Annotated in this window: 17 protein-coding genes; 8 read left to right on the top strand and 9 right to left on the bottom strand. The window is 47.2% G+C overall.

The features are described from left to right. Window positions 1-28: 28 nt before the first annotated feature. The 5 genes from LZG94_RS11505 to LZG94_RS11485 all read right to left on the bottom strand — a co-directional run bounded on the left by LZG94_RS11505 (window position 29) and on the right by LZG94_RS11485 (window position 7,957). Window positions 29-451, bottom strand: a complete 423-nt coding sequence (locus LZG94_RS11505; protein WP_233792028.1) for an SRPBCC family protein — start codon at window positions 449-451, stop codon at window positions 29-31. 134 nt (window positions 452-585) lie between these two features. Next, entirely contained in the window at window positions 586-3,036 is a 2,451-nt protein-coding gene (locus tag LZG94_RS11500; RefSeq protein WP_233792027.1) for an outer membrane beta-barrel family protein, read from the bottom strand. A 39-nt stretch (window positions 3,037-3,075) separates the two neighbouring features. Beyond that, window positions 3,076-4,206 (bottom strand): PepSY domain-containing protein, encoded by a 1,131-nt coding sequence (locus LZG94_RS11495; protein ID WP_233792026.1) that lies wholly within the window; start codon window positions 4,204-4,206, stop codon window positions 3,076-3,078. 115 nt (window positions 4,207-4,321) lie between these two features. After that, a complete protein-coding gene (locus tag LZG94_RS11490; RefSeq protein ID WP_233792025.1) occupies window positions 4,322-5,524 on the bottom strand; it encodes a DUF4374 domain-containing protein in 1,203 nt (400 codons plus the stop codon). Window positions 5,525-5,563: 39 nt separating this feature from the next. Further along, window positions 5,564-7,957: a TonB-dependent receptor gene (locus LZG94_RS11485; protein ID WP_233792024.1), complete on the bottom strand. Its 2,394-nt coding sequence runs from the start codon at window positions 7,955-7,957 to the stop codon at window positions 5,564-5,566. A 148-nt stretch (window positions 7,958-8,105) separates the two neighbouring features. On the opposite strand from LZG94_RS11485, the gene LZG94_RS11480 reads away from it, so the two are divergent. Together LZG94_RS11480 and LZG94_RS11475 are read left to right on the top strand one after the other, a co-directional pair. After that, window positions 8,106-8,786 carry an Rpn family recombination-promoting nuclease/putative transposase gene (locus LZG94_RS11480; protein WP_233792023.1) on the top strand — a complete coding sequence of 227 codons (681 nt, stop codon included), beginning with the start codon at window positions 8,106-8,108 and terminating at the stop codon, window positions 8,784-8,786. After that, complete coding sequence (locus LZG94_RS11475) at window positions 8,765-8,995, top strand: hypothetical protein (RefSeq protein WP_233792022.1); 231 nt, start codon at window positions 8,765-8,767, stop codon at window positions 8,993-8,995. Before LZG94_RS11480 ends, LZG94_RS11475 begins: the two co-directional genes overlap by 22 nt. Here the strand turns inward: LZG94_RS11475 and LZG94_RS11470 are convergent, their stop codons facing one another. The 4 genes from LZG94_RS11470 to LZG94_RS11455 form a co-directional block, all read right to left on the bottom strand. Beyond that, window positions 8,996-10,216, bottom strand: coding sequence for a DUF4374 domain-containing protein (locus LZG94_RS11470; protein ID WP_233792021.1), 1,221 nt, complete (start codon window positions 10,214-10,216; stop codon window positions 8,996-8,998). Window positions 10,217-10,230: 14 nt separating this feature from the next. Further along, window positions 10,231-10,917 carry a hypothetical protein gene (locus tag LZG94_RS11465; RefSeq protein ID WP_233792020.1) on the bottom strand — a complete coding sequence of 229 codons (687 nt, stop codon included), beginning with the start codon at window positions 10,915-10,917 and terminating at the stop codon, window positions 10,231-10,233. Window positions 10,918-10,974: 57 nt separating this feature from the next. Continuing rightward, window positions 10,975-11,514 (bottom strand): RNA polymerase sigma-70 factor, encoded by a 540-nt coding sequence (locus LZG94_RS11460; RefSeq protein WP_233792019.1) that lies wholly within the window; start codon window positions 11,512-11,514, stop codon window positions 10,975-10,977. Between the two features lie 102 nt (window positions 11,515-11,616). Beyond that, window positions 11,617-12,321 (bottom strand): SGNH/GDSL hydrolase family protein, encoded by a 705-nt coding sequence (locus LZG94_RS11455; protein WP_233792018.1) that lies wholly within the window; start codon window positions 12,319-12,321, stop codon window positions 11,617-11,619. Window positions 12,322-12,694: 373 nt separating this feature from the next. Between LZG94_RS11455 and LZG94_RS11450 the strand changes: the two genes are divergently transcribed. The 6 genes from LZG94_RS11450 to LZG94_RS11425 all read left to right on the top strand — a co-directional run bounded on the left by LZG94_RS11450 (window position 12,695) and on the right by LZG94_RS11425 (window position 18,876). Then, a complete protein-coding gene (locus tag LZG94_RS11450) occupies window positions 12,695-13,423 on the top strand; it encodes a porin family protein (RefSeq protein WP_233792017.1) in 729 nt (242 codons plus the stop codon). A gap of 20 nt (window positions 13,424-13,443) precedes the next feature. Then, the gene (locus LZG94_RS11445; protein WP_233792016.1) at window positions 13,444-13,722 is read left to right on the top strand and encodes a hypothetical protein; all 279 of its coding nucleotides are present in this window, start codon (window positions 13,444-13,446) and stop codon (window positions 13,720-13,722) included. Between the two features lie 27 nt (window positions 13,723-13,749). Continuing rightward, window positions 13,750-14,613, top strand: a complete 864-nt coding sequence (locus LZG94_RS11440) for a hypothetical protein (protein ID WP_233792015.1) — start codon at window positions 13,750-13,752, stop codon at window positions 14,611-14,613. Between the two features lie 66 nt (window positions 14,614-14,679). After that, the gene (locus tag LZG94_RS11435) at window positions 14,680-15,438 is read left to right on the top strand and encodes a MotA/TolQ/ExbB proton channel family protein (RefSeq protein ID WP_233792014.1); all 759 of its coding nucleotides are present in this window, start codon (window positions 14,680-14,682) and stop codon (window positions 15,436-15,438) included. Window positions 15,439-15,471: 33 nt separating this feature from the next. Beyond that, window positions 15,472-16,887 (top strand): S41 family peptidase, encoded by a 1,416-nt coding sequence (locus LZG94_RS11430; RefSeq protein WP_233792013.1) that lies wholly within the window; start codon window positions 15,472-15,474, stop codon window positions 16,885-16,887. A 12-nt stretch (window positions 16,888-16,899) separates the two neighbouring features. Further along, on the top strand, window positions 16,900-18,876 hold the full coding sequence (locus LZG94_RS11425; RefSeq protein ID WP_233792012.1) for a sensor histidine kinase: 1,977 nt from the start codon (window positions 16,900-16,902) through the stop codon (window positions 18,874-18,876). Window positions 18,877-18,878 lie beyond the last annotated feature (2 nt).

Raw genomic sequence — 18,878 nt, 5'->3', positions numbered from 1 at the left:
TACAACGAAAAAGGGCTTTTTGTATATATCAGTTGTTCTCGACGTACTTTTTGAAGTTGTCCAGAATCGCCTGCCAGCCGTCGCGCTGCATTTCTACCGGATTACTTTGCTCAGCATCAAAAACTTCGGTTACTGTGGTATTTCCGCCGTGATCCTCGAAAGTTATCTGCACGGATCTTCCGTCGGCCATATCATATTCAATCGCTTTTTCCGCAACAATATTGGAATAAATACCTCCGAAATCGAAGCTGAAACTTCCGTCTTTCGCCGCCATCGTGGTAGTGAATTTGCCGCCTGGTCGCAGGTCGTTTTCTGCAAATGGCGCGTGCCAGTCTTCCGACGCGGCGCACCATTGGGTAATATGTTCGGGTGCATTAAACTGTTCCCAAACTTTTGCGACAGGCGCATTAACTGTTGTTGCTACGGTGATTTTTTGAGCTGACGTTTCCATTTTTTTGTCTGTTTTTTTTGTGAATTAGTATGCTACAAAGTTGGCAGATGCAGACGAATTAAACCGGTGCTGATCATGACAAACGTGCGGGTAAATTGCGTCACTTAGCGAATAGGATGTTCAAAAAATATCTTTTAACCGTTCGGTTTAGCGTTTTTGAGGTCGTCGTTATTGATCTTCCTGCTTTTGCCGCCGCCCAGCATATTGCCAAACTCCCAGTTGAGCGACAGGCGGACGGAGCGTTGCAGATATTGGTTTCTGAATGTAGAAGTAAAATCAGCTGAACGTACCACTTCCTGCTGCGAAATATAGCTGCTGAAAGGACTCACAGTAGTCAACGTGATCGATAGCTTCTTTGACGGGATCTCTTTTTTTGCCGAAAAGCTATAATAGAACCACGAGCTCTGATATCCTTGCAATGTCACTTCCCTGGCGTCGTAATCGCCGTAAAACTGCACACTATAATTATTGGCGAGCTTCCAGCTGCTGTTTACATTCACGCCCCATGCCATTCCATTGTTGCTAATATTCAATGCGCCGCTCGAAAACCGCGCGTGGCGGACATTCGCATTGCTATTGATCTTCCAGCCTGGTAATAAGGGTATTGCGGTTGAAAAATTAATACCGTATTGCTCATTCGAAGCCAGGTTTTGCTTGGTGGTCGTAGCCGCGCCGGCGTTATCTATGGTCACAATGCTTTCGATTGAATTGTTGGTACGGCGGGCAAAAAGTGATGTATTGAAAAAGAACTCGGCGTCGGTTTGCAATGCATAAGTAAACTCCATCTGGTTCACTTCTTCGGGGCGCAGGTCGGGGTTACCGATGAAAATGTTCTGCGGGTCCTGACTGTCACGGTTCGGGTTCAGGTCCCAGATCGACGGGCGCGAAATGCGTTTGGTGTAACTTAATGTCAGGTTATTGTTTGGATTAAGCCTTTTGAAAACGGTGGCACTCGGCACGAAATTCCAGAATGTATTGGTAAAATTCGTTCCAAGCCGGACCTGGTTTCCTTCCAGAAAAGTGCCTTCCACACGCGCGCCGGCGTGGATTGCCCAGCCGCTGCTCCACTTAAATTTGAGCTGGCTGTACGCGGCGGTCACGTTCTGGCGGTAGTCGAATACATCCGAACGTTCGGCGATCGGTTCGAGTAATTCGGGTTGATATCCGCTGCTAGCCGCCACATCGTAAATACTGCTCACATTCCGCAGAATAGCCTTTGCACCCAGTTCCAATGCATGTTTGGACGAATAGGATAAAGGCATAATATAGTCTGTCTGAAAGGTCCATTCGCGGTTCTTGGTGCGGTTGTAGTTTCTTTCCCGATAGGTCAGTAATTCTTCGTCGCGCCGAAATGCATTGTAGTTATAATCTTCGCTCGCACTGTTATGCTGCGCCATGATATACAGTTCTTCGCCCGGTTTCCGGAATTTTCTTGTATAACCCAGATTAAGATCAATGCCGCGGTTCGGCGCTTTCGTGGTTACACTCTGGTGATAGCTGTTGAGCAAAGTACCGTTTGCATTGAAGCGCTGATTGAACTGCTCGCTGTTTTGCGGCCAGCTGCCAAGCCAGCCATTGACTGAAAAGTTGAAAAGATTGGCAGAATCAGGGGTGTATTCGAGCTGAAAGTCGCCCGAGGTGTGCGGTTTTGCATTGTCTTTGACCACGTGCTGCAAAATCCTGCCCGAAGCTGCACCATTATCATAGGTAACCCGATCGAGATCTGCTATTTCACGTTCGCGGAAGCGGTGCAAATGCAGTGTGGAAGTGATATTACATTTGTCGCGATTCACAGCAATGCGCGGGTTGATCGCCTGTTCCATATTCCCGCCAACGACTTCAATCGTGCCGCTGGTGCTTTGATTTCCTTTTTTTGTAATGATATTAATAACCCCAGAAGCCCCTTCCGCATCATAACGGGCAGACGGACTGGTGATCACTTCAACAGATTTGATTGAGCCGGCAGGCATCATATTCAATGCATCTCCCGGGCTCCGCGCCATTTGTCCGGAATATTTTCCATTAATAAGAATACGCAGGTTCGAATTCCCGCGCATCGTCACTTTTCCCGAAGCATCGACATTCAGAATAGGCGCTTTCCGAAGTACATCCGCCGCTGTTCCGCCCTGGTTACTGATATCTTTTTCTGCATTGTAAATGAGCATACCCGGTTGCTGTTCAACCAATTGTCGGGAGCCGGTAACAGTTACTGCATTCAGCTGATTTACTTCCGAAGCCAGCACAATAGTACCGAATTCGAAGCCTGGTTTATTGGGTTTAATGGTAAAAGGAACCACTTTCTGGCGATAGCCGACAAAAGATAAGTTCAGGAAAAAAGATCCGGTAGTAATGTCGCTTGATTTAAATACCCCGCTTTCGTCGGTGTAAGTCAGCGCGATCACTTTTTTCTCATTGTCCAAAATACTGATGGTGGCAAACTCTATCGCTTTTCGGGAAGTTGAATCAGTCACAATTCCGCGTACCTGGAATGGGGCAGGAGTTTGAGACAGCGAGACGTTGGAAATGAAGAGCAAGTTGATGAAGAACAGCAGCTTATGCAGCTGTCGCGGGTACTGGTATTTCATGTAAAATAAAATTGGCGGCGGGTAAAAATACAGATTATTTCAGGCGGGTTTGAGATTTGCGAAACGTTTTGCCCTGGTTTTGGCAGGTTTGCGTTTCCCCCACCAAATGTAAAAGCCGGTGATCGGCAGGCTCGCGCAAATGAGACTTGCAAGGAAAAAAAGGATCTTGGTCGGCATTCCTCCGATGGCCCCTACGTGCAACGCATAGTTTGTCCGCCGGAGCCAGTCAGCCCATTTCAGGTCATCAATATGCACCTGCGTGGAGGGTAGTTCCGCCAGTGTATTTTGGTCCAGATACACGTAGCGCCACGATCCGTTGTACATATCCACGCACAGGTCGATCGGGTCGGAAGGTTTTTCAGGAAAAGAGATAATGATCGCGTCTTTATTATAAGTACCGATCTGTGTAATACCTTTCTGAAAGGCTAGATCAACATTTTTAAAACCGGCATTCTGATAAATGCGGGTCGTATCCGAGAATGAAGTTACGTACGCAGGCTGCGTCTTTCCGCCGGAATTTAGCCAGTAAAATCCTTCATTAAACCACCTGAAACCCATAACCAGACCGGTTATCGTGAGAATAAGCGCTATACTAAGCGAATAGAAGCCGAGTACATTGTGCAGATCATAATTCACCCGCTTGAACTTCGCTTTCCATTTGATTTTGAAGCTTTTATCGCGCCCCGATCTGTTCCATTTTTTTGGCCACCACAATAAAATTCCGGTGATCAGCAAAATAAAAAATACGAGCGTCGCATAGGAAACGATCGCCTGGCCAACTTCCCCCTCGATCCACAAACCAACGTGCCCATCTAATATGAAGTGAAAAAAATCTTCGGGGTCGGCGATTCCTGTCACTGCCGCAGTATAGGGATTAACGAATATGACAGAATCAGAATGCATGTTCATTTTCGCGGCTTTTCCATGTCCATAGTACCATATACCATGGATTTCTTTGCCCGGGAATTGTTTGGAGACGCGTGCGTGAATTACCGACGGAGGGAGGTAAGCTGCATTGTCCGGCCGCTCGGCGTGCGTCCAGGGCTGGGTAAGTGATTTCAATTCCTGCTCGAAAACAAGAATGCAACCCGTAACAGCCACGATCAAAACGACAATTCCGGAAGCCAGCCCCAGCCACAGGTGCAGCCAGACATTTATTTTTTTAAGCATTTGATTAATATTAGTGTTCACATTGCGCGAACGAGTACCGGCTTCGACTTCGCTCAGCTTGACATAGGAATGCGTTCACCACAAACTGTCACGCTGAGCGCAGCCGAAGCGTGGCTTATTTAACTTTTTCCAAACGAAGGATATAGTCCATTCCGCCCACGAATTCTGCACCGGGCTTCAATGCTTCTGTCGCCGGGTCGTATTCCCAGATATAGTCTTTATCTGCTGCATTTACAGCTATATATGCTTTACCATCTTCCACGATCACCGCTTTCACCATCCGCTCGCCTTTGTCGGCGGGCAGGTCAAGCTTTTTGATAAATGCACCATTTCTAATATCAATCACAGAAAAGGAGTGCTCGGCATCGATATTGATACCTTTTACCCTGGTCCGCACAATCGCCTTTCCGTTGCCGAGGTACCACATCGCAGGTCCCATTCCGTTCTCTACTTTGGAAGAGAAATCGAAGTAATAGGTATTATCCAGCTGCGTAGCGCCCTTCTTTATCCGGTAAATGGAGGATGGGGATTTGTAATCGTAGTTGTAAACCGGGTCACTGATGAAGTAGATATCTCCGTTTTCATCCTGAAAAGAAGCCGGTGCGTACACAACCGGTCCGCCGGGCGTAGTAGTGCGGGTATCGGAAATAATGCTTTCCGTATTCATGCCCGGGTAATTCACAACAGCAACACCAAACTTCTGATAAACAGGCATATTAGCACTGTATGTAGAAGTTGTAAAACTAAATCCGATGAAAAGTTTGCTGTCACGGAATTCTGCAAATCCGATCGCATATTCATCAAATCCTTTCGGATAAGCTTCCAGGTTCAGCTTGCCGGTGGTCAAAGTCATATCAGCTACTTTCACGATCGCATAACGCGCTTCACCTTCGGCCGTTCCGAAAATCACGAGCGTCTGGTCATCGGCCCAAACGTACGAGCTCCAATTGAGGAACGTAAAAGGCACTTCCTTATCGACGATCAACGCGCCATTTTGCACGTGGTATTTGCCAAAACGTCCGCTGCCGAAGTTGGCGTGGTAGTAAAATCCGTCTTTCTGGATCACATCCTGGGCGTACACTTTGCCCGTCATTTCCGCTCCGCTGCCCTTCAAACTGATTTGTCCTTCTTTCAAGGAAGGTACGTCAGCAATATAATACGCCGTATTCGGCCAGCTGCCCACGCATACAACTGCCGAGTATTTTACGTCTTTAACCGGCTCGGAAGACTCGCTCAGTTCGTCGCTGCAACCATTTAAAGCCAATGCCAGCGCACTGATAGCCAGTACTTTGAATGGAAGAATATTCATTATTTTCATTTGATGTATTTGTTATAAAAATGGATAATTGAGTTCGGGTTATTTAATGAAATATCTGAGTTTCAAGGAAAAAGCGCGGCCCGGTTTCTGTAACCTGAAATTGTCGTACGCCAGATCGTCGGTCAGGTTACGGCATTCGGCGGAGATATTATACCTGCCATTTTGAAGGGAATAACTTAAAGATGCATTGTGAATCAGCTGGTTAGGAATAGTAGATTTACCATTTACATTCCCGAAAGCTTCCCAGGTAAGGTAAAACCAATGGACATATTGGGTGTACCAGGAAAATTGCAGCCGGGTATCTTCCCCAAAAACATTGTTTTTTCCGATCGCCAGGTTTGCATTCCCGAAAAGCCAGGGCTGGTTGGGGATTTTGTTCAGATAAGTCGCCTCGTAATTGTTACTTGACGTATTGCCAAACCTGGTGGTATTCACTGCATTCTGATAAGTAGCATTGATGTTGAAGAAAAGCAGATCGCCGTAATCGTATCGCAATTCACCCTCAAAGCCGGTCACCCGGACACTCGCTTTATTCTCGTTTTTCAATGCTTTGGAACGCTGGTCGGGTACCGGATAAATGAAGTCGGTTGCATTCCTGTAAAATCCGGAAGCCTCCACAAAGAACCGGTGCTTATTGAATCGAACCCCATAATAGCCACCCAGGTTGACGTTGTCGCTGCTTTCCGGTTTCAGGTCGGGGTTAGGCTGGACATTCAAACCATCCCCGAAAACCTCTTCTACCTCCTGCAAACGGTACGCATGTTCAAGCGAAATTTTGATACCCAGGTCCGGCAGGATTTTATAGCGCGACGCAATGCCGTAACCGTAATTCCGAAAAGTACTGTCTATTACCTGGTACGACTGATCGATATATTTCTTCCTTTCCAATCCCAGTCCATAGTATTTGGCAAAAAAGGTATTCACCCATTTCTTGTCGATCAGCTCCTGTTGATAAGCGAGACCAATGATCTGCTTGTTCATAATCCCGGGCATATCGTCACTATCGCTGATCAGTTCGTTATAACTCTCGTTTTTGAGGCGATCGGCTGTATAGTTGATATTGAAAGAATGGCGCTCGTTCAGCGTGTAGCTCAGGTTGGCCCGGGCAAAAGTTCTCGGTCGTATTATGTGCCAGATTGTCTTGATTCCGCCCATTTCGGTAGCGCCTTTCGTAGTCCAAGAACCGTCCCAGTAATATTGCCGGAGCAAGGTGTCGGTAGTCACATAAGCATCGCGCGACTGTGAAGCGAACAGGTTCAGGTCCAGTCCTTTGATAAACAAATTAGTCTTTTTATAACGCAAAGTTCCCGTAAAAGCCTTGCTGTCCCGCCTCACATTTCCGTATACGATCGTTTGCTCAAATCCGGTTTGCAGATCCTGTTTTCCTGCTGTGTAACCAAAACCTAAATAGAGTACGTCCGCCCAACTTTTATTGGTAATACCCGCTTCCAGCTGACCCATCGACGAGCGGTACTGATCGTGAAAACGGCGCGTGTCCGTCACCACGAAGTTTGCTCCTGAAAGGTCAGTGATCTGGTCGCCATTTCGCTTGCCGCCTTCCAGAATTTCGACGCCCTTCATTTTATAATTGTTGTCGGAGTAATTGAAAAAGCCCGTTGCTTTCAGCGTAATGCCGGTCGGCTTATGCACATATTGGCCGGTCAGCGCGGAACGGTGGGTGTTAAACGACCCGTAGCTGTGGCTGAGATCGAGATAGTTGGTTTGCTTCTGGCTGGTGATCACATTCACCGCGCCGCCCATCGCATCGGAACCCAGCTGAACCGGCACTACTCCTTTATACACCTCAATGCGCTCAGCAAGGTTGACGGGGATATTGTTGAGTGACATCGCGCTACCCAGAATCTCCATCGGCACGCCGTCGATGAAGTACTTGACAGCTTTCCCTGAAAGTCCGTTGATCGAGAAAACGAAATTGGACCCCAGCCCGCCCTGCTCGCGTATCCGCACGCCGGTGCTCCGGTTCAATACCTGATTCAGGTCGGCCGTGGTATTTGCAAATTGTTTGGTCTCGATCGCATTTACTGAAAATGCCAGCTCTTTGATCTCCTGGGTTTGTGTTTTACCCACCACCTGGACTTCATTCAAATCCGTCTGACTTTCCTGCATCGTAAAGTCGAGGGTAATCTGTTTGCCGCTTCTTACAGAAACCGTTTGGGAAATAGTACTGAATCCGACGCCGGTGACCTCAATTGTATAATTCCCAGGTTTGACGTCGGTCAATTTGTATAGACCGTCGGCGTCAGTGGTGGTTCCGTGGGATGTTTTTTTGAGTAAAACTGAGACTCCCGGAAGCGTCGAACGGTCTTGCGATGTGATTTTCCCGGAAATGGAAGAAGTTTGCGCATTCACCAGAAGAGGCAAAGTGCAGAGGATCATCGAAATCCCGCAACGAAATAATTTGCTGACACGCATTTTTGAAATAGAAGAAAAGCTGGTTTTTCGGGCGGAGGGTTAATGTCCATTTATACCGCCTGATAACCAGTAGCGCAATTCGCAGTTTCCCGAAGGTGTTTGGTAAAAATTTTCCGGATTTTCGCAGAAATCAAAACACATACTATCCATGCATTTAGCAAAGCCAGGCCGCTTTATCGATCCGTTTACGGATTTTGGTTTCAAAAGGATATTCGGATCAGAGCCGAACAAGGATTTGCTCATCGATTTTCTGAATCAGCTTTTCGCAGGCGAGAAGTACATTGTTGACCTGACTTACGATAAAACCGAGCAGAGTGGTCCGCTATCGGCAGACAGAAAAGTGGTCTTTGATCTGCTTTGTACAGGGGCTGACGGAGAGCAGTTTATCATCGAAATGCAGCGGATCCGACAGGAATTCTTCAAAGACCGCTGCTTATATTACGTATCCTCACTCATTAGAGATCAGATACCGGTTACCGTACAGAAATGGAATTACCGCCTGAAACCAGTGTATCTGATCGGTATCATGGATTTCTGTTTTGATGATAAAGCAGATCGTCATTTTATTTCCAGGGTAATGCTTAGAAATGAGAAGGGAGAGGCATTTTACGACAAGCTCGGTTTCATTTATGTAGAAATTCCCAGATTTACCAAAGGAGAGGAAGAGCTTGTCTCTGAACTTGATAACTGGCTATTTTTATTGAAACACATGAATAATATTGATAAATTACCACTGTTTTTGAGAAGACCTATTTTCAAGAAATTGTTTGATATCGCAGAAGTCAGCAACTTAAACAAGCAAGATAAATGGCATACGACGCAGCATTAAAGCAAGCAAGGGATTTGTACGCAACGACAGAAACTGCCTGGAACGATGGTATGGCGGAAGGAATTGCCGAAGGGCGGGTTGAGGGGATAGCCAATGGGATACTTGTTGGCAAGAAAGAAACCGCCAAAAAAATGAAGGAAAAAGGTCTTTCTGACGAACTGATCATGGAGGTTACCGGCTTGTCAGCAGAACAGATAGCGACGCTTTAATTAATTGAGCCGCTCGATCCTTAATATGTAGTCGGTTTGACCGGGAATTTGCAGCCCTTTTTTAAGGCTGTGATTTTCGGGATTATAGATCCAGATGTAACTTCCTGCCGAATCTGAGTTCACAGCAATATAGGCGATCCCATTTTCCACGATCACGCATTGCCTGGCTGTGCCTTTATCCAGCGGAAGATTAAGGCGCGCCGTAGTTTGTTTAATTAGATCGACTTCGTAAAAATCGAAATGGGGTACTTTGTAGTGATCACCCATTCCCGTAAAAAGTGCTTTCCGCTCTGTCCGTACAATTGCTTTTCCTTTCCCAAGATACCAGAAACCATATCCGTTGTTTTGAATAGGAGAAGCTGAAAGGTTGAAAAAGTAGTCCGGGTCGACGCTGCTGTCCGACTTCCTGATCCGCATAATCGCTGTGGGCTTAGCCGGGTTATTTCCCAAAGCAATGCCCGGGCAGGTGATAAAGTAGAAATCCCCATTTTCATCCGTAAAAAAGTGTGATTGCCGCGTATTCACCCCGCCTGGATATGTGGTCCGGCTATCTTTATATTTCTTCAAATTTTTCAGTGCAGGATAGCTCAGCGTCGCCACGTACATCGTGTCACTTGTGGTATAGCCCAGCAGATCGTGGGCGGCATGGTACGTGTAGCCGACCAGCAGTTGCCCATTCATGAAATGCGAAAAGCCGACCGATGTCCAGTTATAGCTTCCCGAAGGAGCGGGCAAGGGGAGTTTACCTTGTACCGCGGTCATATTTTCGAGATGAATTTTGGCATATTTCACCTCTGCACTTTTATCATCGTAGCCGATGATCAGCAGCGAATCGGGCGTGATCCAGTTATAGTTATCGATCGCCGAAAAGCCTTCGAGTTTTACTCTGGATTTGGTAGTAAACTTCTTATTTTCAATACCAATCTTTAAGAATTCCTGCGTTTTCGCATCCAGTCGGTAGTAGTATCCCTTATGTACGATGAGATCGTAAAAAATTCGCTGAGGATCTACTTTCACACCTGATTTCTCCGGTTCAAGGCTCCCGCCGGACAGTGAATCGGTAGTCGTCAAAAATTCCTGACCATCTTCCGCCATTGTATAAATACTGTATTTCTTTTGCGAAGTGTCGCTTTGTCCGGATTCTCTTTCAGCGCATCCAACGGTAAAAGCAATCATCGCTAATAGCAGATACAAGGAGATTTGCCGGGGTTTTTTGATCATTAATGAAGTAGATTTCAAATATCAAACTGGTGCATAAGCTGCCTTTTCATGAGCGGTGGCAGCCCCATTAATGATTTTTCTTCGAGTACCAGCAGTTCTGGATCCTTACCTGGGCCGGCGTAATTGAGGGCAATATAGTTCAGTCCTTTTTTGAGCTTCATTTTGCCGCTTTGTTCCATTTGGTCGGGACAGGTGCCCTGGATGGTATATTCAACATCCATTTTCGGGTTGATCATCATGGCACCGCAAAAATCAATCCGCCCGGTATTGCTGTCAATTTCAATGTTGCTTTTCGGTGCAAGGGATACGTGAAAGTTTCCTGCCTGTAAATCCTTATTGATTGAAGTGGACTCGTTGTTGATGATGATAATATCAGCTGTAACCTGCTTATTATTAACGTTGTACAGTAATACGCCAGTTATTCCTAGTAAAACAACCGCTGCGGCTTGACGCCAGAAGCTGTGAAAGAATATGTGCTGATAACTCTTTTTTTCAGGAAAAACATCTGCTATTTCTTCCCACATTTCAGCACGAAGTCCCCGTTTTTCTTTTCCCTCCGGCAGCACAAATAGCTCGTCGGGCTCGTCGCTCAGGAGCCACTCTTCAACAGCCAGTTGTTCCTCCTGCGTACACAGACCCGCGTGATATCGTTCGATAAGTTCTTTACTGACCCGCATGTAGGAGCTGACTTTATTACGCATTTTACTTTTGGTAAAAGTAGCACAATTTAACTTTTACCGTAAGTCAGGCGGTGAAAACTAAGGGAGGTATTCTGTGAGATTTGCTTTCAGTGTGGAAAGCGCCCGGGTAATATGGTACTCGACAGCCCGCTCGGAAATAAGCAGGCGCGAGGCAATTTCGCGATTAGTCAATCCTTCTTCCCGGCTCATTCTGAACACATTGCGGCATTGGCAGGGAAGTGTATCTACCAGGCATTCCACCTGCGATTTCAGGTTATTATAAAGTACCTCGTTTTCGGTACAATTGGTAAAGTGGCAGTAATTCTGAAAAGCAGATTCTATATGTTCGGCGCGGGACCTGGTATTTCTTAAATATTCAAAAACCTTTAATTTGGCAGCTCTGAGCAAGTATCTTTCAACTGAAACCGTGATTTCAAGCTCGTCTTTCCGTTCCCACAAGGATTTAAAAATGTCCTGCACCATTCCTTTGGCAGGCTCCGTTTCGCGGATGTTGTTGTAGCAAACAGCAAAAACTTTCTCCCAATGCAGCAGATAAATCTGTCGGAAAGTCACCTCATCGATCCGCATTGGAATACTGTCTGCTAAATCCTGATTCATTCGCAAGGAGCTTCATTGGAAAGCTGCAAATATAGTCTGTTATTTAAAACAAGTCCAAATAAAATCGCAGTTTGTCGATCAGGGCAACGCTTCGTTGTTCATTCAAAAATAGGGCAGGATCTCATTTGCGATAACAGAATGCCCCGCTTCGTTCGGGTGGTTCACCGACGACATCACTTCTTTCAATTTACCGGCCTTTACTATTTTTTGAAACTCAATATAAGGATCCGCAAACCCTATCTTGTATTGAATCGCCAGCTCTTTGATCTGCGCTGCATAAGGATCGAGTGGATTTTTGGGATCTGAAATATCGATTCGCTGATCAGGAGAGGGGGTAACCAGTATTACTTTAATATTCCTTTCCTGCGCCGCCCGGATCATCTTTTCCAGTGCTTCCTTGGTTTTTTCAAGAGGTGAAAAACGGTCATTTAGTGCATAATCGATGAAAACTACGTCGGGCTGGTGTGCCAGCACTTCATTCTCAAAACGCGCCGCGCCTTTCAACGAATTTTCCCCGCCAATCGCAGTCACGATCACATTGATCACCGCGTAAGGGTATTTCGCTTTCAATGCTTTCAAAATCAGATTTGGGTACGATTCCAGGGTATGCACTTCCGGGGTTTCCCAATAGCCCGCTGGAACAGAATGCCCGTGAAAAACCAGATTAACGCGCCGGTTCCTCGGCCAGACTGTATTCAGCTCCTTTTTAACCTCGGCCAGATAACTGGTATCCGCAACCTGCGCGGAGGTGGTTAGTGAAAGTTGAATTAGTGAAAAAAAAGCAAGAGCCAGTAATGCTGTTTTCATGAGGTTCAGGAGTTTGTTTTTTGTAAAAGGGGGGCGGTGATGTTTGTTAATGTTGGTTGGTCAAAATTCTCCCCCAAACCCCCTCAATTCCCCCGACCCCCTCAAGGGGGTTATTTGTTGCTGGATTCTCCCCCCGACCCCCTCAAGGGGGCTATTCGTTACTGGATTCTCCCCCCGACCCCCTCAAGGGGGCTATTCGTTACCAATCAAATCAAACGCAAAGCCCCCTTGAGGGGGTAGGGGGGTACTCAAAAATGGCTGAAAACAGGGATGGTTTGCTTTTTCCGTTTGGCTGAAATTTGCAAGACCAGAAAATCACCTCTGCCGGTGGAATTGCTGGTGCGTTTTAAGCTACACTAAAAACATCAAAAACATGAGAAAGCCATTATTGCTAGTGATCGCGTTTTTATTGTCTGCCAACTTCGCTGCGAATGCGCAAGGCAGTTCTTTTTTTATTGGAGGAACGGGCGGAGCTAACCTGTCAATGTATTCATACACATCCGATTACGCGGATCTTTGGACGAGTTCGAAGCCTAAGCCAGGGTTGAACGGCGGCGTTGTTTTTGGAGTGGAAATGAATAAAATGGCGATCGTTTCGGGCGTCAGTTTTATTCAGAAAGGTACCAAGTCGGAGACTGACAATTACAGGATTGAGGGCGACTATGTGGGCTTTGTGAAGCGGCGGGAGAATACTTCTTTCATCCACGTACCCATTCTTTTCAGGTACCGGTTCCTAAGTGAAAAATTCGGATTGACAGCCTCGGCCGGACCTTCTTTGAATGTGGGACTAGCCGGAAATCAGCGGCTGGAACTGGAAGTAGCGGGAGTGGGGTCACGAAGTGAGTCTTCAACGGTGCGTTTCGGGAGCGGGATCAATGATACTTACCGACGTTTTCAGCCGGGATTCATCCTGAGTCCCGGAATGCTGGTGCCAATGGGTGAAAAGGGCAAACTGGCAGTGAATATCATCTGGGATCTGGGATTCAATGCGCTCAATAACAGGAGTAGCACGGCGATCGGCGCCGATGGAAAAGTTGGCAATGTGTCTACGATCCTGAGCGTAAGCTATACACACCACTTCACTTTCGGGGACAAGTACTAACCGCCTAAACGACTTCGATTATGCTGGTTTGCAACAATTGCGGCACGATCAACAATAGCGACGCGAACACATGCGCGCACTGCCGGATCAACGGCCGGTTTTCGCAGGCTCCAGATCCGGAAGCAACTGTGGACGAGATTCCGGAGAAACAATGCCAGAATTGCGGAACGCTGATTGCCGCTCACTTACCCAAATGCCCGGAATGCCGCTTTCCGGTGAGGGAAGCTCAAAATGTGAAGCAGGCAGGAGGCTTTGTAATGGACAAAACCTATGTGCTGGGCAGCCTGAAAGCAGGCTGAAAAATTGAAGGCAAAACTATTTCAAATATGGCAAGAAACCGGGAACCTCAGATTTTCAATATATCATTTCTGGATGTGATTTGCGGCGCACTGGGGGCGGTGATATTTCTGTTCATCGCCGTTCCTAAAGGCGGCTCGTCGCCCGGGAAAAAGCAGCAGGTAAGTATGTCGTATGATACGGTGCACAACCAGTTTTTTGCGACGATCAGCGATAGTTTAAAGAACAAACGACCGGGTGACACGCTGCTCGTAGTTTTGACGGATTACAAGCCAATGCCCGGAATTATCGAATGTCCCGAATGCACCGATTGCCCCGAAAAAGAGACAGTTTCCGATGTGGGCACTTACAAATCGCCTGCGCCTGTTTCCAAGGCCGAATCACCCAAAGATTCGGTAGCAAAACCGGCGATAGCGTCGGAAGCGAAGCCGGACGATTTCAGGAAAAGCAAATACCAGGGCGATCCGCCGGGCGTGCCTTGCAAGGTTTCGTTCGAGATCAGCTGGGCAGATCTGGGTGACAATGTGGATTTGCTGGTTTGCAAAAACAATAAATGCGTCTCCGGTGGTGCCCGGGAAATAAAGGATATCGGCCAGTGGGACAGTGGGAAGTCCAAGACGAAATTCTTCGGCAGTGACCTGCGCACAACCCAGGAGGCAGTGCGGCAATTTGACAAAATACTTCCCGGAGAATACCAGATCTACGCAGTTTTTAAAGAAAGTACCAAAAACAATACCTCCGTTTACGTCCGCGGGCTGGTGTATTCGAAGAGCCCGGAGGGAGAAGAAAAAGGCGAACCGTTCTCCGGCATTTTACAACTCAACACCCCAAAAGTCCTGCTAGCCACCGTAACCATGCTAGAAAACGGCCAATTCAATTTAACAAAAAAATAAACATTCCCGTCTCCTCGGCAGCTCACTAAAATATTCACTCATTCACTCATTCACTCATTCAAAATTATGATCCACAACAAACGCCTATTCCACCTAGCCATCAGCCTCGTCGCTGCTGTCATGCTTTGGTTTGCCCTGATATTGCTCGCGTCGATTACTTCCGGACCGGGATTAAAACGTTTTTTTGAGGCATTTGGCGGTTCTTTCGGAGGTTTTGTCCACGCTATCATTTACATGGCGTTCATATTCGGGGTGCTGGAAATACTGGAATACCAGCGGTTTTTGAAGAAACAGAATGAAGGCTTCAAACTTAACCTGTTGCCGGTTCAGGATCAGCTTATTCTGTCGCCCGACGAGGTGGCGCGTATTAAGCTCAATGTAATTGATCTTGAAAAACACGGTTTCAGCTTTCTCCTGACCGATTTTGTGAAGCGGGCCTGCACGCAGTACCGCAATAACCAGTCTATCGGGGATACCTTACACGTACTCACGGCGCAGATTGATAACAGTAAAACGGAGATGGAAGGTCGGCTGGAAATGGCGCGGTTTCTGATCAATGCAATTGCGTCGCTGGGTTTTATCGGCACAATTCTCCACCTGGCGGGCTCTATCGGACTATTTCACCTGGCGAAAACCGAGGAAGGGATGCCGCTGATTACCCAAAGTTTGAACGTGTCTTTTGACACCACATTTATCGCATTGTTTCTCGGGCTGGTGCTTAGCTATTTTTACCACCGCTACCTCGAAGAACTCGACACTTTTTATTCGAGATCAAAATCCTACATCATCGACAACCTGATCAGTCGCATTTACCACCCTCAATAATCCTGCATTTCATCCACATCAAAACTGGTAATCATGAAAAAATTGAGAAAAAAAAGCGCAATACTATTCACCGCCGTGGTCAGCTTTTGCTGGGCCTGCCAGCCGGAAAGCATTGACACACTCACCGGGAAGCTTGGAGATAAGGGTTCTGTCAACGAATGGGTTTACAGTATGATGGCCGACGCGTACTTCTGGTACGACGAACTGCCTGATCAAAAGCAACTTGATAGCTCTACAAGTCCGGAGGAATATTTCAGCAAACTCGTTTACCAGCCGCAAACCCACGACCGGTTCTCAATGCTCACGGCTGATATTGACGCATTGCAGCAGCAGTTTAACGGCGTAGTTAAAGCATTCGGAGTCAGTTACGTACCTGCTTTTATTGATGAAGGAAAACAAAATGTGGCCCTGTTTGTCAGCCACGTCGCGAAGGATAGTCCGGCGGAAAAGGCTGGATTGACGCGGGGGGATATTATCACCAAAATCGATGGAAGTCAGCTTACAAAAGACAATTATGCCTCGCTGATGAGCGCGAAGGAATCGGCGAAAATGACGCTAGGGGCTATTGAGAATAATACTTTGTATTTGGATAAATCAACGGTGAGCATAACCAAAGCGGCGCTGGCAGCCAATCCGGTGGTTTTTTCGAGTGTAATTTCAAAAGGTGGTAAAAAAATCGGCTACCTGGTTTACACACAGTTCGTGCCGGGAACGGAAGCGGAAAAGCAGAAATATGACAATGAGCTACGTTCGATTTTTGGTCAGTTCAAATCGGCGGGCGTGAATGAGCTGGTGCTTGATCTGCGGTTAAATGGTGGCGGATATATGACTTCTGCGGTTACATTAGGCTCACTGATCGTCAGTAATGCAGGCGCGTCCGATATCTTTTACAAAGAACAATGGAACGACAAGTACATTAAATACTGGAAGGAGAAAAATGGTCAGGATGCATTGAATTACAAATTTTCGCAGGAAAGTAGTAACATTGGAAGCCGCCTCGACCGCGTGTATGTGCTCACTTCCCGGGGTACCGCCTCTGCAAGTGAGCTGATTATAAATGGATTGAAACCTTATATGCAGGTAGTTACGATCGGGGCGAATACGGCGGGAAAGAATCTTTTTGGCAGTTTGATCGGGGACGAAAAAAAGCGCTGGAAATATGGTATATATATGATGCTGGGGCAAACGACGAATGCAGACGGAGAGTCGGATTACGGGACGGTCGACGGGATTACGCCGACGCGGAAAGTAGAAGATTTGTCAATGCCCTTTTTGCCTTTTGGTGACGAGAACGAAACGTTGTTGAATGCCGCATTGCAGGATATGGGTGTATCAGCCGGCCCGAATGCGAGGATCGGCGCTGTGAAACGAATGGGAAGCGCAAGTCCGTCGCCGCTGAAAGATACCCCGGCCGCACTCGACGGAATCATGCTGCGTGACCTGCCCTGACTTTAAAACTCAATGAGAAACTACCTGTTATTAGTGCTTCTGGTCTTGATTTTCAGCCCTGCCCGGTCACAAGGTGGGGCTGGAAGTTATCCCGACAGTCTGAAAAATGTCTTGAAACGAAAGCTGTCTGATACCGAAAGGGTGAGGACTTTACTCATGCTTTCAGACCATTTCAGCGACAAGGATACTGCGGTTTCGCTGCAATACGTGCGGCAAGCTGCGCAGCTCGTTAAGCCGGGTTCGTACGAAGAAGCGATGACGGAATTTTACAGGGCGGGAGCCTATTTCGACACAGATTTTGACAAAAGCAAAGCGGCTTACATGCTCGCTGAGCAACTTTTCAGGAAATTCAAAGGTAAGGAAGCATTGATTTTCAGGTCGCGGGCGTGGCATAATTTCGGGGCGATAGAGCAACGGCTGGACAATGAGAAACGGTACGCGGAAATTCTTATCGAGCACGCCATTCCGCTGGCCAAACAAGCCGGCGACAGTGCGCGGGTGATAAGTAACTACCGGAATCTGGGTATCATTTTTTCAAACCAACTTGATTACAAAAAAGCCGAGGAATATATCAATCTGGCGATCGCGACACTCCAAAGGCTGGATTCGCGGTCACTGGAGCTGGCCGATGCCTATATTTTCGGGGCAAAAAATTACATATACCTCAAAGAATACCCGCCGATCCGGCCGATGCTCGATAGTGCGAAGGTTATTATTGCACGAAATCCGGACCTGCCGCACTACTGCGATTACTACCAGGTTGAAGGTATGTATTATTCGCGTTTGCGACAGTTTCAGCCTGCGTTGCGGAGCTTTGACAAAGGTCTCGCCCAGGCGACGAAACTTAATCGTAATTATGAGTATCAGGGTATTATGCTGCAAAAGTATTTTACCTACAAAGCCATGGAGGATTATCCCCGGGCATTGAAGATCATCAAGGAGCTTGCTTTTCAGGAGAATATTTTTCCAAGAAACAAGAACAGGATACTCTACTTCTACGAGCTGGCGCAAACCACGGCCAAAACGGGTGATATGGCGAATGCTTACAAGTGGCTGAACCAATATGCCGAGCTCGCCGACAGCTCTTTTATGGAAAATTCCAAAACCGAAATCGCGGCGCTGGAAGCCAGGTACCAGTCTTCTGAAAAAGAGAAAAAGATCTACCAGCTCCAATCAAAAAATGAAAAGGCCGCTTTGACCATTAAAAACAACCGTTTGCTCAACTGGCTGCTCGCGGTAGTTTGTCTGTTCCTGATGGCGGTAACAGTTCTCGTGCTGCTTTTTTACCGAAACAATAAGAGACTGTGGACGCAAGAAAAGCAGCTGCACGAGCTGGAAATGCAGAAGATCAAACAGGATTACCGCATTTCAATGCTCTCGGCGATGCTGGAAGGGCAGGAGCAGGAGCGGACGCGGCTGGCACGTGACCTACACGACGGGCTGGGCGGCTTGCTGAGCAGTATCAAGATCGAACTTTCGCAGGCACCTGTGGGGCAGGATGAAAAGCTGAAAACAAGTCTGGGCCGCACACTATCGCATCTGGACGACGCTGTCAATGAGCTGCGCAGGATCGCGCGGAGCCTAATGCCGGAGATTTTGATGAACTACGGACTGGCCGAAGCGACCAGGGAATTTTGCAAAAACCTGAATGAAACGGGTATCAATCTCGTCTGTCAGGTTTTTAATTACAAAGATTCCATGCCGAAGGAAAAGCAGATCGTTCTGTACCGGATTATCCAGGAGCTGGTGAATAATGCATTGAAACACGCGGCCGCTTCGCAGATCCTGGTGATCATTCAGCAGAGCGGCGAGCGGTTATTTGTGACCGTGGAAGACGACGGCAGGGGCTTTGATCCTGAAAAAATCAATGGAAAGGCAGGCGCCGGGCTATCTAATGTGAAGGCCAGGGCGGATTTTTTAAATGCAAAGTTCGAAATGCAGTCGAAGCCCGGAAACGGTACTTCGGTGACTGTTGAATGTGAAATCTAATT

Origin of the sequence: Dyadobacter sp. CY343 (assembly GCF_021390335.1) — a bacterium.
Taxonomy (GTDB): domain Bacteria; phylum Bacteroidota; class Bacteroidia; order Cytophagales; family Spirosomataceae; genus Dyadobacter.
This window is presented reverse-complemented; position numbering and strand designations above follow the sequence as displayed.

What these genes read in the sequence shown, in the direction of transcription:
- LZG94_RS11505 (WP_233792028.1), bottom strand. Translation starts at nt 451, where the DNA reads ATGGAAACGTCAGCTCAAAAAATCACCGTAGCAACAACAGTTAATGCG.
- LZG94_RS11500 (WP_233792027.1), bottom strand. Translation starts at nt 3,036, where the DNA reads ATGAAATACCAGTACCCGCGACAGCTGCATAAGCTGCTGTTCTTCATC.
- LZG94_RS11495 (WP_233792026.1), bottom strand. Translation starts at nt 4,206, where the DNA reads ATGCTTAAAAAAATAAATGTCTGGCTGCACCTGTGGCTGGGGCTGGCT.
- LZG94_RS11490 (WP_233792025.1), bottom strand. Translation starts at nt 5,524, where the DNA reads ATGAAAATAATGAATATTCTTCCATTCAAAGTACTGGCTATCAGTGCG.
- LZG94_RS11485 (WP_233792024.1), bottom strand. Translation starts at nt 7,957, where the DNA reads ATGCGTGTCAGCAAATTATTTCGTTGCGGGATTTCGATGATCCTCTGC.
- LZG94_RS11480 (WP_233792023.1), top strand. Translation starts at nt 8,106, where the DNA reads ATGCATTTAGCAAAGCCAGGCCGCTTTATCGATCCGTTTACGGATTTT.
- LZG94_RS11475 (WP_233792022.1), top strand. Translation starts at nt 8,765, where the DNA reads ATGGCATACGACGCAGCATTAAAGCAAGCAAGGGATTTGTACGCAACG.
- LZG94_RS11470 (WP_233792021.1), bottom strand. Translation starts at nt 10,216, where the DNA reads ATGATCAAAAAACCCCGGCAAATCTCCTTGTATCTGCTATTAGCGATG.
- LZG94_RS11465 (WP_233792020.1), bottom strand. Translation starts at nt 10,917, where the DNA reads ATGCGTAATAAAGTCAGCTCCTACATGCGGGTCAGTAAAGAACTTATC.
- LZG94_RS11460 (WP_233792019.1), bottom strand. Translation starts at nt 11,514, where the DNA reads ATGAATCAGGATTTAGCAGACAGTATTCCAATGCGGATCGATGAGGTG.
- LZG94_RS11455 (WP_233792018.1), bottom strand. Translation starts at nt 12,321, where the DNA reads ATGAAAACAGCATTACTGGCTCTTGCTTTTTTTTCACTAATTCAACTT.
- LZG94_RS11450 (WP_233792017.1), top strand. Translation starts at nt 12,695, where the DNA reads ATGAGAAAGCCATTATTGCTAGTGATCGCGTTTTTATTGTCTGCCAAC.
- LZG94_RS11445 (WP_233792016.1), top strand. Translation starts at nt 13,444, where the DNA reads ATGCTGGTTTGCAACAATTGCGGCACGATCAACAATAGCGACGCGAAC.
- LZG94_RS11440 (WP_233792015.1), top strand. Translation starts at nt 13,750, where the DNA reads ATGGCAAGAAACCGGGAACCTCAGATTTTCAATATATCATTTCTGGAT.
- LZG94_RS11435 (WP_233792014.1), top strand. Translation starts at nt 14,680, where the DNA reads ATGATCCACAACAAACGCCTATTCCACCTAGCCATCAGCCTCGTCGCT.
- LZG94_RS11430 (WP_233792013.1), top strand. Translation starts at nt 15,472, where the DNA reads ATGAAAAAATTGAGAAAAAAAAGCGCAATACTATTCACCGCCGTGGTC.
- LZG94_RS11425 (WP_233792012.1), top strand. Translation starts at nt 16,900, where the DNA reads ATGAGAAACTACCTGTTATTAGTGCTTCTGGTCTTGATTTTCAGCCCT.